10 protein-coding genes are annotated in these 15,340 nt (G+C 42.8%); 2 read left to right on the forward strand and 8 right to left on the reverse strand.

All coding sequences use genetic code 11. The features are described from left to right. Positions 1–8 precede the first annotated feature (8 nt). Both O9316_RS10345 and uvrC read right to left on the reverse strand, forming a co-directional pair. Positions 9–2,237 carry a patatin-like phospholipase family protein gene (locus tag O9316_RS10345; RefSeq protein WP_298205648.1) on the reverse strand — a complete coding sequence of 743 codons (2,229 nt, stop codon included), beginning with the start codon at positions 2,235–2,237 and terminating at the stop codon, positions 9–11. Next, the gene (gene uvrC, locus O9316_RS10350) at positions 2,221–4,047 is read right to left on the reverse strand and encodes an excinuclease ABC subunit UvrC (RefSeq protein WP_298205647.1); all 1,827 of its coding nucleotides are present in this window, start codon (positions 4,045–4,047) and stop codon (positions 2,221–2,223) included. The genes O9316_RS10345 and uvrC overlap by 17 nt, the downstream gene beginning before the upstream one ends. 177 nt (positions 4,048–4,224) lie before the next feature. On the opposite strand from uvrC, the gene O9316_RS10355 reads away from it, so the two are divergent. Continuing rightward, positions 4,225–4,806, forward strand: a complete 582-nt coding sequence (locus O9316_RS10355; protein WP_298205646.1) for a 5-formyltetrahydrofolate cyclo-ligase — start codon at positions 4,225–4,227, stop codon at positions 4,804–4,806. Here the strand turns inward: O9316_RS10355 and O9316_RS10360 are convergent. The 6 genes from O9316_RS10360 to gdhA form a co-directional block, all read right to left on the reverse strand. Beyond that, a complete protein-coding gene (locus O9316_RS10360) occupies positions 4,776–5,447 on the reverse strand; it encodes a lipoprotein signal peptidase (protein WP_298205645.1) in 672 nt (223 codons plus the stop codon). The genes O9316_RS10355 and O9316_RS10360 overlap by 31 nt on opposite strands. Before the next feature lie 102 nt (positions 5,448–5,549). Then, positions 5,550–5,930 carry a TraR/DksA C4-type zinc finger protein gene (locus tag O9316_RS10365; protein WP_298205644.1) on the reverse strand — a complete coding sequence of 127 codons (381 nt, stop codon included), beginning with the start codon at positions 5,928–5,930 and terminating at the stop codon, positions 5,550–5,552. Positions 5,931–5,937: 7 nt separating this feature from the next. Continuing rightward, a complete protein-coding gene (gene ileS, locus O9316_RS10370) occupies positions 5,938–9,339 on the reverse strand; it encodes an isoleucine--tRNA ligase (protein ID WP_298205643.1) in 3,402 nt (1,133 codons plus the stop codon). Between the two features lie 213 nt (positions 9,340–9,552). Further along, positions 9,553–10,266, reverse strand: a complete 714-nt coding sequence (gene recO / locus O9316_RS10375) for a DNA repair protein RecO (protein WP_298205642.1) — start codon at positions 10,264–10,266, stop codon at positions 9,553–9,555. Between the two features lie 78 nt (positions 10,267–10,344). Then, a complete protein-coding gene (locus O9316_RS10380; protein WP_298205641.1) occupies positions 10,345–12,672 on the reverse strand; it encodes a two-component regulator propeller domain-containing protein in 2,328 nt (775 codons plus the stop codon). Positions 12,673–12,784: 112 nt separating this feature from the next. Continuing rightward, the gene (gene gdhA / locus O9316_RS10385; protein ID WP_298205640.1) at positions 12,785–14,128 is read right to left on the reverse strand and encodes an NADP-specific glutamate dehydrogenase; all 1,344 of its coding nucleotides are present in this window, start codon (positions 14,126–14,128) and stop codon (positions 12,785–12,787) included. A gap of 255 nt (positions 14,129–14,383) precedes the next feature. Here gdhA and O9316_RS10390 point away from each other — a divergent pair, with 255 nt between their 5' ends. Continuing rightward, positions 14,384–15,178 carry a glutamate dehydrogenase gene (locus tag O9316_RS10390; RefSeq protein ID WP_298205639.1) on the forward strand — a complete coding sequence of 265 codons (795 nt, stop codon included), beginning with the start codon at positions 14,384–14,386 and terminating at the stop codon, positions 15,176–15,178. Positions 15,179–15,340: the final 162 nt, after the last annotated feature.

Below are 15,340 nucleotides of genomic sequence, written 5' to 3' on the forward strand. Positions count from 1 at the left end.
CCGTTGGCTTAAAACCAAAATCCGGCGCTAAACCATAAAAAGCCTTTCGGAAGTTCGGGCGACCACGAATATTTCACTTCAATAGGTCCAATAACCGTCTCCAAGCCATACCCCACCGCATATCCAGACATCATGGGCGCTTGCAACCAATTACCCGTTTCTAAGTTGGCATAATTGGCCGAAAAATTAATATGATTCTTTTTGTAAAATTCAACATCGACTGTTGCCAACGCTCGGATGTAACTGTCAGCAGCAACACCCACAAAGTCGTACCCGTAAAAATGCCTAAAATTGTTGATGGTTTGATACCCATAGCCTCCCAACACAAAATCTAAATAATGCGACCCGTTATCGCCAATATTGATGCCCGCTTCAGACTGTAGGCGTACATTGAAAATTTTATGAAATGTTCGGGTAATGCCTGCTTCGCCTTTGATGATGGTAAACCGCTCAAAATTGTTGGCATAATCGGAAGAATAAAGGTAGGAATTAAGCTCTCCATTAAAAAACCACCCTTTTTTGGGGAAGTATTTATTGTCTAACGAATCGTATTTTAAGTAGCCAAAAACACTAAAATAATTACTGTCTTCAAAAACCTGCTTTTGATTTTCAAGTGTTTTGGATTTAATCTCAAGATGCTTCAATTCGATGCCGCCGCCGATCAAAAACTTTTGCGCAAATACCGTTTGAAGGTAGGCTTGGTGCGAAAAATCGGAGTAATCTACATTAATGGCATTGATACCTTCTTGATCAAAAAAAGCGCCGTTATTAAAGTCGGTGGAGACATTTCTATTGAATTGGTTGAACCGGGATTTTAACCCAAAACTGAAGTAAAATCCGTTGTCAATGTAGTAATCCAAATTATACCGGAAATTATCGCCTAGTCCAACATCTACAGAAAATACATCGTTGCGAAAGAGGATTTTCTTTTGTGTCAAATTAACCAAAGCAGCACTTTTATACAACCCGTCGTAATGAAGGCCGAAACGCAAAAAGGTTTTGTTTTTACTTTCCGTTAAACGTAGTTCCAACTCTTCGCCATCATTAAACGGATTTATTTGATACAAAATAGCACTAAAGTTCCCCGTCGATGTTAGTTTGTTAATTCCATTTTTTAAATCTGCATAACTGATTTTTGTCCCTTGTTTGAATCCCAATTTCCCAATCACAAAAGCACGGGTATAATTTTTTAACGCATTTATAGTAATACGGTCAACTTGCAAACTATCTTGCTGTAACGGTTTTTCGATTAATTGATAGTTACGGTTCGTTAGTTTTTTAAATTTTTCCCACGATTCCCGGGCGGCTTCTTCTCCTTTGGCTATAATTTCTCGTCCTTTGTCAAAAGAAATCACCGAATAATTTTTAATATCGGGTTTGATATAAATGTCGGTCAACAACTGCTTTCTTTTCATGCTTTGAATCATTTCCAAATTGGAAATTTGCACCAAAATACGAGTCGCTTCCGAGAGTTTTTCGCGGGTTTGTAAATCATCTTGCACATCCACCCCAATGATGATGTCGGCGCCCATACGACGAATTTCCTCGACGGGGTAATTATTCGTAACGCCACCGTCAATCAATAACTTACCCTCAATTTCTACAGGGGAAAATAAGCTTGGAAAAGCCGAACTCGCCAGAATCGCCTCGGGAAGATAGCCTTCGCGCAACATCACTTCTTCTCCGGTTTCAATATTGGTGGCCACGCACACAAAAGGAATGGGAAGCTGATCAAATTTTCGCACATGACGCACGTTATGCAGTAACTTATTCAACAAATTATAGTTGTAAAGGCCCCGCGATAACGCAATCGGAATACCAATGGTCAACTTATCAAAGGGAAGGGTCAAAGCATACAATTCGTCGTTGTGCTTTTCATAAAAACTTTTGGATTCACGGGGAATGTAATCACTTAACAACTCGTCAAAATTGGTGTCATGAAAAATCGAGTCGATTTGGCGCGCACTGTATCCCGAAGCGTATAATCCCCCTACAACAGCACCCATACTGGTTCCGCCGATGTAGTCTATTTTTACCCCAGCATCTTCCAAAACTTTTAACACGCCAATATGCGCAAACCCTTTGGCTCCACCGCCACTCAAAACTACGCCTACTTTGGGCCGCGGAGTTTCCTCTTGGCTGTACCCCCAAGTGACACCGAAGCACAACATCCCGAATACCCACAGGGTGGAATAACAAGGAAAAACTTCGAGTAGGCGTTTACGAATTAGTTTCAAGATGGTCTTTATTGGTATTGGTTTGGTAAAATTCGTAAATTTTTTTGGCTTTCGATGGCCCTACAACCTCCGAAATTTCACTTTCAGCCGCCAATTTCAATCTTTTAACACTTTTAAAATGTTTTAGTAACGTTTGCATCGTCTTTTCACCAATGCCTGGAATGGTTTCCATACTCGATTGTAAGGCCGACTTGCTTCGTTTATCGCGATGAAAGGTTATCCCAAAACGGTGGGCTTCGTTGCGTAAATGCTGAATGACTTTTAAGGTTTCCGATTTTTTATCCAAATACAAGGGCACGGAATCGCCGGGATAAAACAATTCTTCCAAACGTTTGGCAATGCCAATAATGGCAATTTTCCCGCGTAAATTCAAGGCTTCCAAACTTTTCAATGCCGACGATAGTTGCCCTTTGCCTCCGTCAATAATAATCAATTGGGGCAAGGGTTCGTTTTCGTCCAATAAGCGTTTATACCGGCGGTACACGACTTCCTCCATGGTCGCAAAATCGTTGGGTCCTTCTACGGTTTTGACATTAAAATGGCGGTATTCTTTTTTACTGGGTTTACCGTCTTTAAAGACCACACAAGCCGAAACGGGATTGGTTCCTTGAATATTGGAATTGTCAAAACACTCGATGTGCCGCGGCTCAACCGACAAGCGCAAGTCTTTTTGCATTTGCGCCATGATTCGTTGTGTATGCCGCTCGGGATCGACGATTTGCAATTGTTTCAACTGCTCCAAACGATGGTATTTGGCATTGCGCTGTGACAATTCTAAAATTTGTTTTTTATCGCCCAATTGCGGGACGGTTACTTTTATATGTTCGCCAAAATCTAACGGAAAAGGAACCACAATTTCTTTGGAAGTTAACCCAAATCGCTCGCGCATTTCCACAACCGCAAGGGCTAAGAGTTCTTCGTCGGTTTCGTCCAATTTCTTTTTGAGTTCTAGGGTATGCGAACGAATAATGGCACCGTGGGCTATTTGTAAAAAGTTGACAAAAGCCATGCTTTCATCGGAAACAATAGAGAAAACGTCGATGTTGGAAATCTTCGGATTGAGAATGGTCGAACGGGCTTGATAGTTTTCCAACACTTCGATTTTCTCCTTCATCTTTTGGGCTTCTTCAAACTGCATCTCGGCGGCATAGTCTTGCATTTTTTTTCTAAAATCCCGCAAACTGTCTTTGAAATTCCCTTTTAAGATTTGGCGTATCGCGGCCACTTGGTCCAAATAATGTTCCTCTGATTCCAAACCTTCGCAGGGGCCTTTGCAATTGCCAATATGGTACTCTAAGCACACTTTAAACTTGCCACTTTTGATGTGGGCCGGTTTTAAATCCAACTGACACGTGCGCAACGGATACAGTTCTTTGATCATGTCCAAAATCGTATGCACCACTTTAAAATTGGTGTACGGGCCGAAGTATTCCGATCCGTCTTTGATCATTTTACGCGTAGAAAACACCCGCGGGAAGGGTTCGCGCTTGATGCAAATCCACGGATAACTTTTATCATCTTTCAACAATACGTTGTACCGTGGCTGTAGTTTTTTAATCAAATTATTTTCCAGCAACAGGGCATCGGCTTCGGAGGCCACCACAATATGTCGAATTTCATGGATTTTTCGTACCATGACATTGGTCTTAGCATTGTCGTGGACTTTGTTGAAATAGGACGCGACCCTTTTTTTCAAATTCTTGGCCTTCCCCACATACAAAAGCTTTCCCTCGGCATCAAAATACTGATACACGCCGGGATTATCGGGTAAGGTTTGTACTTGAAGTTCCAATGAAGGAGGGAGCGCCATCGTATTCTTTTTTACAAAAATACACAGAAGAAGCGCGGAAAGTTGTCTTGACCTTAATTTTTAACGCCCTACCGCATTGGAGACCGCCCTGCGTTTATTGCCGTATTCTCATCGCCAAGGATGGGGGTGACTTCGGTGCAATTCCGTACCTTTACCTTGGAACTGAAAATGCACCCCATGCTCAAAAAAGAATTGCGGTCCTTATATAAAGTCAAACGCGCGAAATTGAACGAAGAACAAATCGATTCCAAAAGCCTGCAAATTGCCAATCAACTGCTGCGGATGCCTATTTGGGGCTACGTATACTACCATCTTTTTATGACGATTGAACGGCAAAAAGAAATACAAACCGAGTTTATTTTACAAATTCTTTTTGGAAAAGATAAAGAAGTGGTGTTGTCGAAAAGCGACTTTGAATTGGGGACACTCTCCCATTATCTACTCACTGAAAACACCCAACTTCGAAAGAATGCCTATGGTATTCCTGAACCCGTGGATGGCATTGAAGTGCCCGAAACCAAATTGGATGTGGTTTTTATTCCGTTACTGGCTTTTGATACCCAAGGCAATCGCGTAGGCTATGGCAAAGGTTTTTATGACCGATTTTTGGCAAAATGTCGGCCAGATACTTTAAAAATAGGAGTATCGCTGTTTGAAGCGGTTCCCGAAATTACCGATGCATCGGCGGAAGATATTCGCTTGGATTATTGCGTAACACCCGATACGGTTTATTCGTTTGGCGTGGAGACTCCCTCGTGAGGTTCGCCTTCCCATGGGGCGATGGTTACATTGGAAGGTTCAGGCGTGTGGGCAAATGCCCGTTTGTTAAACACTATTAAAATACCAACCCCTGTGGAAATGGCCACATCGGCTACATTAAAAATCGCATTGAAGAAGGTGATTTCTTTTCCACCCCAGATGGGAACCCAAGTGGGCAGCATATAATTTTCTATGATAGGAAAGTAAAACATATCCACCACTTTTCCATGAAAAAGCGTTCCGTAAGGTTGATCCGTAAAAAGGGTGGCCAAACGGTGCGAACTATCGTCAAAAAAGACACCATAGAATACCGAGTCAATAATATTTCCGAGGGCTCCTGCAAAAATCAAACTGATAGCCACAATCAAGAAGTTGTTTTTACGTTTTTTCACCGAATCCCACAACCAATAGGCGATGACTCCCACGGCAATGATGCGGAAAAGCGTTAGAAACAATTTGCCATACTCACCAGGAATCACGGTGCCCCAAGCCATTCCTTCATTTTCTATAAAATACAATTTAAACCAGCTAAATACTTTCACTTGTTCGCCCAAGATAAAATTGGTTTTGACGTAAATCTTGGAGTATTGGTCGATCACCAATAGGACGAAAATAAGTAAGGCGGCATTTCTAAGTTTCATGACAAACAGGAATGTAACGGGTTTGTTTTTGTGTGGCAAAAGTACTCAATTTTTAAGAAAAACGCCCCGTATCGGAGCGTTTCACTGTAAAAATGGAATTACTTAGCGTTGCATGTTCTTGGCCTCGATACTCATCGTGGCGTGTGGAACAATTTTTAAGCGTTCTTTGGAAATCAATTTTCCGGTTACTTTGCAGATACCATAGGTTTTGTTTTCCACACGGAATAATGCATTTTTCAGGTCGCGAATAAACTTTTCTTGACGAATTGCCAATTGCGAATTCGCTTCTTTACTCATGGTTTCACTTCCTTCTTCAAACGCTTTAAACGTAGGCGAAGTGTCGTCTGTCCCGTTGTTTAAATCGTTCATATACGCACTTTTAATCAGCTCTAAATCGGCTTGTGCTTTTTCAATCTTTTTTAAGATTAAATCCTTGAATTCTGCTAAATCAGCGTCTGAATATCTCAATTTTTCTTCTACCATAATTTTCCTATTTTGAGATTAGTATTTTGGTTTTTATATCATCAAATTCGAGTTCGATCCCTTCTTCCAAGACATCGGCAAACGTTAACGAGCGGGTCAATGTTTCAGCACAAACATACGCCTTGTTGTTTTCGATGGCCTGTTCTAAATCCCCGTTACGTTGCAATACCACTTCGATGGTGTCCGTCACTTCAAATCCTGAATCCTTTCGGAGGTTTTGGATTCGGTTGACCAACTCGCGGGCCATTCCTTCTTCTTTTAATTCCTCGGTTAACGTGATGTCTAAAGCGACGGTTATTCCATTGGCGTTAGCCACCAACCATCCGGGAATGTCTTGTGAAGTAATCTCCACGTCTTGGGATGTTAAAGTTAAATTTTTTCCTGAAATTTCAATAACAAGTTCTCCTTGGGCATCAATCGCATTGATTTGCTCTTGTGTGAACTCTTGTATCGCTTTGGAAATCAACCCCATATCCTTCCCAAAACGGGGGCCTAACGCTTTAAAATTGGGTTTTATTTGCTTCACCAACACCCCTGAAGCATCGTCTAATAACGCCACTTCTTTGACGTTTACCTCTGATTTTATAAGGTCAGCAACCGCTTCAATTTCTGCTTTAAAAGTGGCGTCAAGTACTGGAATCATTACTCTTTGCAGGGGTTGACGAACTTTAATCATCTCTTTCTTACGGAGGGATAACACCAACGAAGAAACGGTTTGCGCCTTTAACATTTTACGCTCCAGCGATTTATCAACAAATTTTTCAACAAATTGAGGGAAATTTGCCAAGTGAACACTAGTAAATTCGGGACTTCCCGTGGCATTGACCAAGTCGCGGTACAACTGATCCATAAAGAACGGAGCAATAGGAGCCGACAATTGGGCAACCGTTTTCAAACAAGTGTACAAGGTTTGATACGCCGCAATCTTATCGGTGCCGTATTCGCCTTTCCAAAAACGACGACGACACAAACGCACATACCAGTTGCTGAGGTTCTCTTGGACGAAATCGGATATCGCTCGGGTCGCTTTGGTGGGTTCGTAGTCGGCATAGGCTTCATCGACCGTTTGGATTAACGTATGCAATTCGGAGAGAATCCAACGATCGATTTCGGGACGCTCGTCTAACGGCACTTCTGCTTCTTGGTTGGTAAACCCGTCGATGTTGGCATACAACGCAAAGAACGAATACGTATTATACAAGGTGCCAAAGAATTTACGTCGAACTTCCGCAACGCCTTCGATGTCAAATTTTAAATTGTCCCACGGATTCGCATTCGAAATCATGTACCAACGTGTGGCATCGGGCCCATATTCTTTCAAGGTTTCAAAGGGATCCACGGCATTGCCCAAACGCTTGGACATCTTTTGCCCGTTTTTGTCCAACACCAAGCCGTTTGAAACGACATTTTTGTAGGCTATTTTATCAAATACCAAAGTACCAATCGCATGCAACGTATAAAACCATCCTCGGGTTTGGTCTACACCTTCTGCGATAAAATCGGCAGGGAACGCTTCGTTATTGTCGATGAACGCTTTATTTTCAAACGGATAGTGCCATTGGGCATAGGGCATGGCACCCGAATCAAACCATACGTCAATCAAATCGGATTCCCGTTTCATGGCTTTCCCAGAAGGCGCCACTAATACGATATTATCCACGATGTTTTTGTGCAAGTCCACCAAATCATAGTTGGTTTCGTCCATATTGCCGATTTTAAAACCACGGTACGGATTCTCGGTCATAAGTCCCGCTGCCACCGCTTTTTCAATTTCATTGTACAACTGTTCGACCGAACCGATACAAATCTCTTCGGTTTTGTCTTCGGTGCGCCAAATCGGCAACGGAATACCCCAATAACGGGAACGGGATAAGTTCCAATCGTTGGCATTTTTCAACCAATTCCCAAAACGGCCTTCTCCTGTTGCTTTGGGCTTCCAGTTGATGGTGTCGTTCAGGTCAAACATGCGGTCTTTGACATCCGTAATTTTGATAAACCACGAATCCAAAGGATAATACAAAATCGGTTTATCGGTGCGCCAACAGTGGGGATAACTGTGGACGTATTTCTCCACTTTGAACGCTTTATTTTCTTCTTTCAAACGAATGGCGATTTCCACATCCACCGATTTCTCGGGTGCTTCTCCGTCGTTGTAGTATTCATTTTTCACGTATTTGCCCGACAAATCCCCCAACCCTTGAATGAAACGTCCTTGTAAATCCACCAAGGGCACAGGATTCCCTGCTTCATCTAGCACCAACATAGGGGGAACTTCCGGTGTGGCTTCTTTGGCGACTTTGGCGTCATCGGCACCAAACGTGGGCGCTGTATGCACGATACCGGTACCGTCTTCGGTGGTAACGAAATCACCCGCAATCACGCGGAATGCATTTTCTGGCGATTGGTACGGCAACACATAGGGCAACAATTGTTCGTAGCGAATTCCGACCAAATCAGCTCCTTTGGCTTCTGCGAGTACTGCATAAGGAATCTTTTTGTCTTCCGGTTTGTAGTGGGTAAAATCCGCATCGCTTTCAGCAACGGCATATTTACCCCCAAAAACTTTACCCAACAAAGGCTTTGCCAAAATCACTTGGATGGGTTCGAACGTATATTGGTTAAATGACTTTACTAAAACATAATCGATTTTGGGTCCAACGGTCAACGCGGTATTCGAAGGCAACGTCCAGGGTGTGGTCGTCCATGCCAAGAAATGAATGTCGCCAAACCCTTGTAAGAAGGTCGGTAAGCTATCGGGAATGGCTTTAAATTGTGCCACAACGGTGGTATCGGTTACATCGCGGTAGGTACCGGGCTGGTTGACTTCGTGGGAAGACAATCCCGTTCCGGCTTTGGGCGAATAGGGTTGAATGGTGTACCCTTTGTACAACAAATTCTTGTTATAGATTTGCTGCAACAACCACCACACGGTTTCCATGTACTTGGATTTGTAGGTTACATACGGATCGTTCATATCGACCCAGTAGCCCATTTTTTCGGTCAAATCATTCCACACATCGGTATAGCGCATCACGGTGCGTTTACAGGCCTCGTTGTATTCGGTTACCGAAATCGTTTTTCCTATATTTTCTTTGGTGATGCCCAATTCTTTCTCGGTACCTAATTCAACGGGTAAGCCGTGGGTATCCCAACCTGCTTTGCGTTTGACCTGGAATCCTTTTTGGGTTTTATACCGGCAAAAAATATCTTTGATTGCGCGAGCCATCACGTGGTGAATACCCGGCAAGCCATTGGCTGATGGAGGACCTTCAAAAAACACATACGGCGTAGCTCCGTCACGCGAAGTAACACTTTGTTCAAAAACGTTATATTCTTTCCAAAACTTCAGCACTTCCTCGGCTACTAGCGGCAAGTCAAGTCCTTTGTATTCAGCAAACTTAGTACGCATTTTGTGGTTTTCTTAAATCAGTTTGCGAATGTAATGAAATTTGGCATATATGTCGCTACATTTGATGCATAGGCGCTGATTTTTAGGAATAATTTAAATAGCGTTTGCTGGAATTGCAAAGCTGCTACGACGGCTTAGGTAAACCTAGATGAAAACGGTTCGATTGTTGGAGGGTTTGTTCGTGACCCAGAGTTCTGGGGCTAATCTCTCCCCTTAAGCAAACACCTCCCGCAGCACCTCCAATGACTTCGGTTTTTTGAAAGCATCGAGGTGGATGGCATAGAAGTCTAAAAGAATTTTGAGTAAAGTAGCGCGTTCGGTGCTGGTAAACACTTTTCCGGGATTTTCAATTTTTTGTTCCATGAGTTTACGCCAAAGTACGGTTTCGTGGGCATTAAGACAACTCACCCCTTGGAAAGGCACAAAAATACCTTCTATCATTTCAAAAAACGGATCGGTGGTATTGTCGCGTTCAGGGTAAAATCCGAGGTATTTGGTGACTTCCAGTAATAAAATCAAATGAAAATTGGCAATATCATCGTGGGCATCCAACCACAATAAAGCGGATTCTAATAGGGTAAACAATGGGCTATTTTTCTCTTCCTCGCGAATGCTGTGATGTAATATTTCGGAGAGAAAAATAACGATGGTACTTTTCACCACATGACTCGGAATGGACTGGTACGGCACGGCTAAGCGAATCTCCTTGAAATGCTCCAACGTTCCCTTGTTCTTGTGATTGGCTTCAATTTCAAGCAGCGTCAACGGCTGAAAATAAGCCATTTTAGAAGCCGTCTTTTTTCCCGAAAAGGCATTGGGCACAAAATAGGATTTGAGTCCGTCGCTTTGGGTATAGCACTTCACAATCAAGCTTTTCTCTTGATATTTTAGGGCCGACAAAACGATGGCTTTGGTTTTTACGAGCATAGTTTAGGATTTCCTTTTTTGAAAAAAAGTACTGATGAAGAAATTACTTGATGTAAAAACACAACTTCCATGGTATCCTTATCGAATAATCATGACCTTACGCACCGTAGTTTCGACTCCGTCTTGGGCCGAAATGAAAATCATATAGACGCCTGAGGCCACGCGGTATTTTCCAAAAGCGGTCGTGTCCCATTCGATGGTGCCGCCTGCCGCGGTAGTTTCAAAAACCAAATTCCCTTCGATATCGGTAATTTTGATTACGGCTTTATCGGTCAAGCCGGCAATTTTTACGGTACCCGCGTATTCAGGACGAACGGGATTGGGATATACAAATACGCTGGCCAAATCATCGCTCGGTGCGGTAGCATTGGCTTTGAAAGAAACCAATCCTTTTTCGGTAGCAAAAAAGACCTCTCCGGTTGTACCGTCAATTTCGATATCATTAACCGTATTGCTGGGTAGTGGCGAATTTTCTTTGGTAAACTGGTAAATCGTTTCTTGTCCGTTGGGCGATACCAAAAACACTCCAGAATCGGCGAGCGAGACCCATTTGCGATTAGCGCCATCGACACAAATATCCAGCACCACTTGTTCAAAAAAGAGTTCCTGTGCTAGGGTTTGACCGTTGATGACTTCATTGATGATGATGGGACGCGATTGCAAGGACTCGGCGGTGATAAATGCATCGGCTGAGGATAACGTACGCAGTCCCCGTGCCGTACCAATCCACACTTGATTTCGGTTGTCAATGGCTACACAACGCACATCCATGCTGGGCAAGTTGCCTTCCGTTCCAGTTTTGATAAATAAAAATTTATTACTGTAATTTTCGTTAAATGCAACCAATCCATTGGCCCGATACGTGGGAATCCATTTGGTGTTATTTTTATCGATGGCCATTTGTCCATAACGCTCAAAAAAGGGCTCGGTAAAAATATTGGTCAAATCATACGATTGCCACTGTCCTGTTTTTCGAAATACTTTCAACCCTTTATCGACGTAGGCGTTGGTCAACCATAAATCCCCGCGCGAATCGTAGGCCAAACCGTTAATACGAATGTCAACATACGAAGGGTCGGGAGGCGTTAATTGAAGGGATTCCAATCCGTTGGCGCCGGTATTCGTTTGGTTGAATAGGGTGGTGGGAACCAAATCTTCCAATTTTAAAATCCCCGAAAAATAGGAACTAATAAAAATTTCATTCGTATTGGAAGGGTTCACCACCAAGCTTGTCAAACTCCGGGCGTTGAGTACATCGGTGGTGGGGATTTTACTCCATCCTTGTTCTTTGTCAAAATAATTGATAGGAAAAAGGTAGGGTTGAAACGGCGGGTTGGGATTGTACGGATTGTAAGTAAAACTAAATCGACCGTACGTTACAAACAATTTATCCTCAGTTTTTTTCAAGCGAAAAGGCTGATTCAAATCGGGGCCATCGGGTTTAAGGGGCGTAACATTACTTGGAGCGCTTATGGGAAATTGAAGCAAGCCTACTTCATTGGTGGCAATGTAAACTGTTTCATCAGCTACCGTAGCCGCATTGAAGGTTACAGGTTGCGGCGTGTAATTGGAAGTGTTGTAATTGACCAAAACTACGCCTGCTGCATTGGCGACCATGACCTTTTGGGCGGTAGTCACAACAATATAATCGGCGGTGGTTCGAAAATCAATGGGCGGTTGTCCCACAGCAAACAATAAGGTATAGGCGGTGCCATTCCAGCGGTAAACGTTGCCATCGGCGTTAAAGAAAACCGATTGATTTTGAAATGCTTGGGCGCCATACCAAAAGCCACTGTCGTGTAAAACCCATTGGGAAAAGTCGATCAAAAACGGATTGGTCACAGCCGCTTTTTTGATGCGGAAATTCCCCATCACCGCATAGATTGAATTGTTGTATACGGTGGTTTGAATAACCCGTGTTTGGGCGCCACCATCCCCGATGTAATAGGTATCGCTAAATTCTTGTTGGTTCAAATTGAACACCGAAATCCCATAATCGGTGGAAAGATAAACTTTGCCATCGAACTCCGAAAAATTATTGATACGTTTTTGGCCAGCGGGTACGGGTACTTCGGTAAGAATGCCGTTTTTGAACGCTACGGTTCCATCGGCTTGTATAACCAATAATAAACCATTGCTGTTGCCCACTAAAAGCACTTGAAAAGCTTCACTGTAATGTATGGCCGTGATGTTCTCTGCTTTTAACCCGTTGACACTGGTAATGGTCTCTAGGAATCCATCGGGTTTTTGAAAAAAAAGAGCGTTTTCAGTGGCCGCATACACCGTAGTCCCGCGCTGGGTTAATGCCCCTAATTGGTTGAAGGAAAAATACCCCTGCCACAAGCGGTTGGTTTGCGCTCCAACAATTTGGAAGATAAAAAGGAAGATCAGTACGTATTTTTTCATAGCGAAAGGGTCGTAGTATCGTAACGCAATATTACGTAAAATCATATCGAAAGCATAAAAAAACCTCCTCTCACAACGAGAGAAGGTTTGATATAAGGTACTTTGCTATAGACTAGACGACGCCTTGTCCTAACATCGCGTCGGCAACTTTTACAAAGCCTGCGATATTTGCTCCACGTACATAGTCCACAAATCCCGTTTCGTCTTTACCATATTTCACACAAGATTCGTGAATATCACTCATAATTTTGTGCAAACGCTGGTCTACTTCTTCACGGGTCCAACTCAAACGTAAGGAGTTTTGCGACATCTCTAATCCAGAAGTTGCTACACCCCCTGCATTGGACGCTTTTCCGGGAGCGAACAAAATTTTGGCGGCCAAGAAGGCTTCGATCGCTTCGGGTGTGGAAGGCATGTTAGCCCCTTCGGCCACACAAATACAGCCGTTGGCAATCAACATGTTGGCTTCTTCGCCATTTAATTCATTTTGGGTAGCACAAGGCAATGCAATATCACATTTCACTTCCCAAGGACGTTTTCCCGCTACAAAAGTGGCGTTGGGGTATTTGGCCACATACTCGTTGATACGACCGTAACGTACATTTTTGATCTCCATGATATACGCCAATTTCTCGGCATCGATACCCTCTGCATCATAGATATACCCAGAAGAGTCAGAGGCTGTTACGACTTTCCCTCCTAATTGGGTTGCTTTTTCGATGGCGTATTGGGCAACATTTCCAGAACCAGAAACCACTACGGTTTTGCCTGTAAAACTTTCACCGCGGGTTGCCAACATGTTTTGAGCAAAATATACATCGCCGTATCCCGTTGCTTCAGGACGGATTAAAGACCCTCCAAAAGTGATTCCTTTTCCTGTTAAAACGCCGGTAAATTCGTTGCGCAATTTTTTATACTGACCAAACATATAGCCGACTTCACGACCTCCCACACCGATATCCCCGGCAGGTACGTCGGTGTCTGCTCCAATATGGCGCGAAAGTTCTGTCATAAAGGCCTGACAAAAACGCATGATCTCGTTGTCTGATTTTCCTTTTGGGTCAAAATCTGAACCTCCTTTACCTCCTCCCATCGGAAGAGTGGTTAAACTGTTTTTGAAAACTTGTTCAAAGGCAAGGAATTTCAAGATACTCAAGTTCACGGAAGGGTGAAAACGGATCCCTCCTTTGTAGGGTCCGATGGCCGAATTCATTTGAATACGATACCCGCGATTTACCTGTGTATTTCCCTGATCATCAATCCAACACACGCGGAACATGATGACACGCTCAGGCTCAACCATACGCTCTAAGAGCATTTTGTTTTGGTATTTGGCATTCTGTTCAATGAAAGGAATTACGGTCTCCGCTACTTCCTTTACGGCCTGCATAAACTCAGGCTCATTGGCATTTCTTTTGGCCACTTCGGCTAAGAAATTGTGGATTGCTTGTGACATACTTATCTCAGTTTGTTTAAGAAAACGTTTTCGTTTTAATTTCGACAAATATACATTTTATAAAAATATGGGGTTCATTTTTTTTAAATCCGCATAATTTTTATTTAAACGTTAAGATATCTTGAAGAAGGTTGTGGTTTTGAAGCCATTTTAAAACATTTTATGCTTTTTTTCGTAGATAAAGAAGTATTTTTTTAATTTGTTTTCCAAGTGAATGATGTTTTTATATATTTGTCGGGAATTGAAAAAACTCGTATGCGGACGTCTAAGTATTTTATTTTGACCTTATTGCTTTTGCTGGGATATGCCCACCGTACGGCAGCGCAATTTGGGTTTTCCCACGAAATCGGGGGTATTTTTGGTCCGGTGGCCTTTCAATCGGATTATGGAGAGCGTAACGACTTTTCAACCAATGCCGGAAATACGGGGTTTGGAATTGGATTGATTCATTACCTTAATTTCTCATATCGCGCGGAGTGTAACTGTTACACCCCCGAAACCTATTTCAACGACCACTTCAAATTACGTTCGGAACTTTCTTATAATAAAACCAACTTACAACATTTTGGTCAATGGGTTGACGAACGTAAAAGTTCCTTAACGGCACAACAATTGCGTGCTATGCGTGGAAGTACGGCCGTGACCAATATCGGAATGCAATTGGAATTTTATCCGTTTAGTATTCGTGATTTTACAGCGACTACAGGTGCATGGGCGCCCTTCTTAGGATTTGGAGCACAATTCTCGTTTTTTAAACCCACCGCTTATTCTGAATTGGGCCCTGGTTTAGGGGATTTGCCTACCGTGACCCCCATCAAGTACTTGGAAGCGTTTGACACCCGTGGCGGCACTACATGGTCTTTGGTATCGAGTATCGGTACCCGCTATAAGTTAACCGAACTCTCCGACTTAATGGTAGAATTGCGTTGGCAATACTATTTCTCCAACTGGGTAGACGGTTTAAGTCCCGACCCACGCGTGTACACTGAAAACCGTGCAAACGACTGGAATTTGATGTTGAACTTCGGTTATATTTATTACTTACAATAGGATTATTAATTCCAAAAAAATAAAGAAGCCGTCTCACAACTTGAGACGGTTTTTTTTTACGTTTTTTCTTGCATAAAAGAGTTGCAATTTGTATATTTATATCTGATTTACAGATGATTAGACATGAATTTCAAACACTACAATCAACGTCAAACCACACTT

Origin of the sequence: Flavobacterium sp. (assembly GCF_027533505.1) — a bacterium.
Classification (GTDB): Bacteria; Bacteroidota; Bacteroidia; order Flavobacteriales; family Flavobacteriaceae; genus Flavobacterium.

Bases quoted from the DNA above. Each gene is read 5' to 3' on its own strand.
- uvrC (WP_298205647.1), bottom strand. From the start codon at position 4,047: ATGGCGCTCCCTCCTTCATTGGAACTTCAAGTACAAACCTTACCCGAT.
- O9316_RS10355 (WP_298205646.1), top strand. From the start codon at position 4,225: ATGCTCAAAAAAGAATTGCGGTCCTTATATAAAGTCAAACGCGCGAAA.
- O9316_RS10360 (WP_298205645.1), bottom strand. From the start codon at position 5,447: ATGAAACTTAGAAATGCCGCCTTACTTATTTTCGTCCTATTGGTGATC.
- O9316_RS10365 (WP_298205644.1), bottom strand. From the start codon at position 5,930: ATGGTAGAAGAAAAATTGAGATATTCAGACGCTGATTTAGCAGAATTC.
- ileS (WP_298205643.1), bottom strand. From the start codon at position 9,339: ATGCGTACTAAGTTTGCTGAATACAAAGGACTTGACTTGCCGCTAGTA.
- recO (WP_298205642.1), bottom strand. From the start codon at position 10,266: ATGCTCGTAAAAACCAAAGCCATCGTTTTGTCGGCCCTAAAATATCAA.
- O9316_RS10380 (WP_298205641.1), bottom strand. From the start codon at position 12,672: ATGAAAAAATACGTACTGATCTTCCTTTTTATCTTCCAAATTGTTGGA.
- gdhA (WP_298205640.1), bottom strand. From the start codon at position 14,128: ATGTCACAAGCAATCCACAATTTCTTAGCCGAAGTGGCCAAAAGAAAT.
- O9316_RS10390 (WP_298205639.1), top strand. From the start codon at position 14,384: ATGCGGACGTCTAAGTATTTTATTTTGACCTTATTGCTTTTGCTGGGA.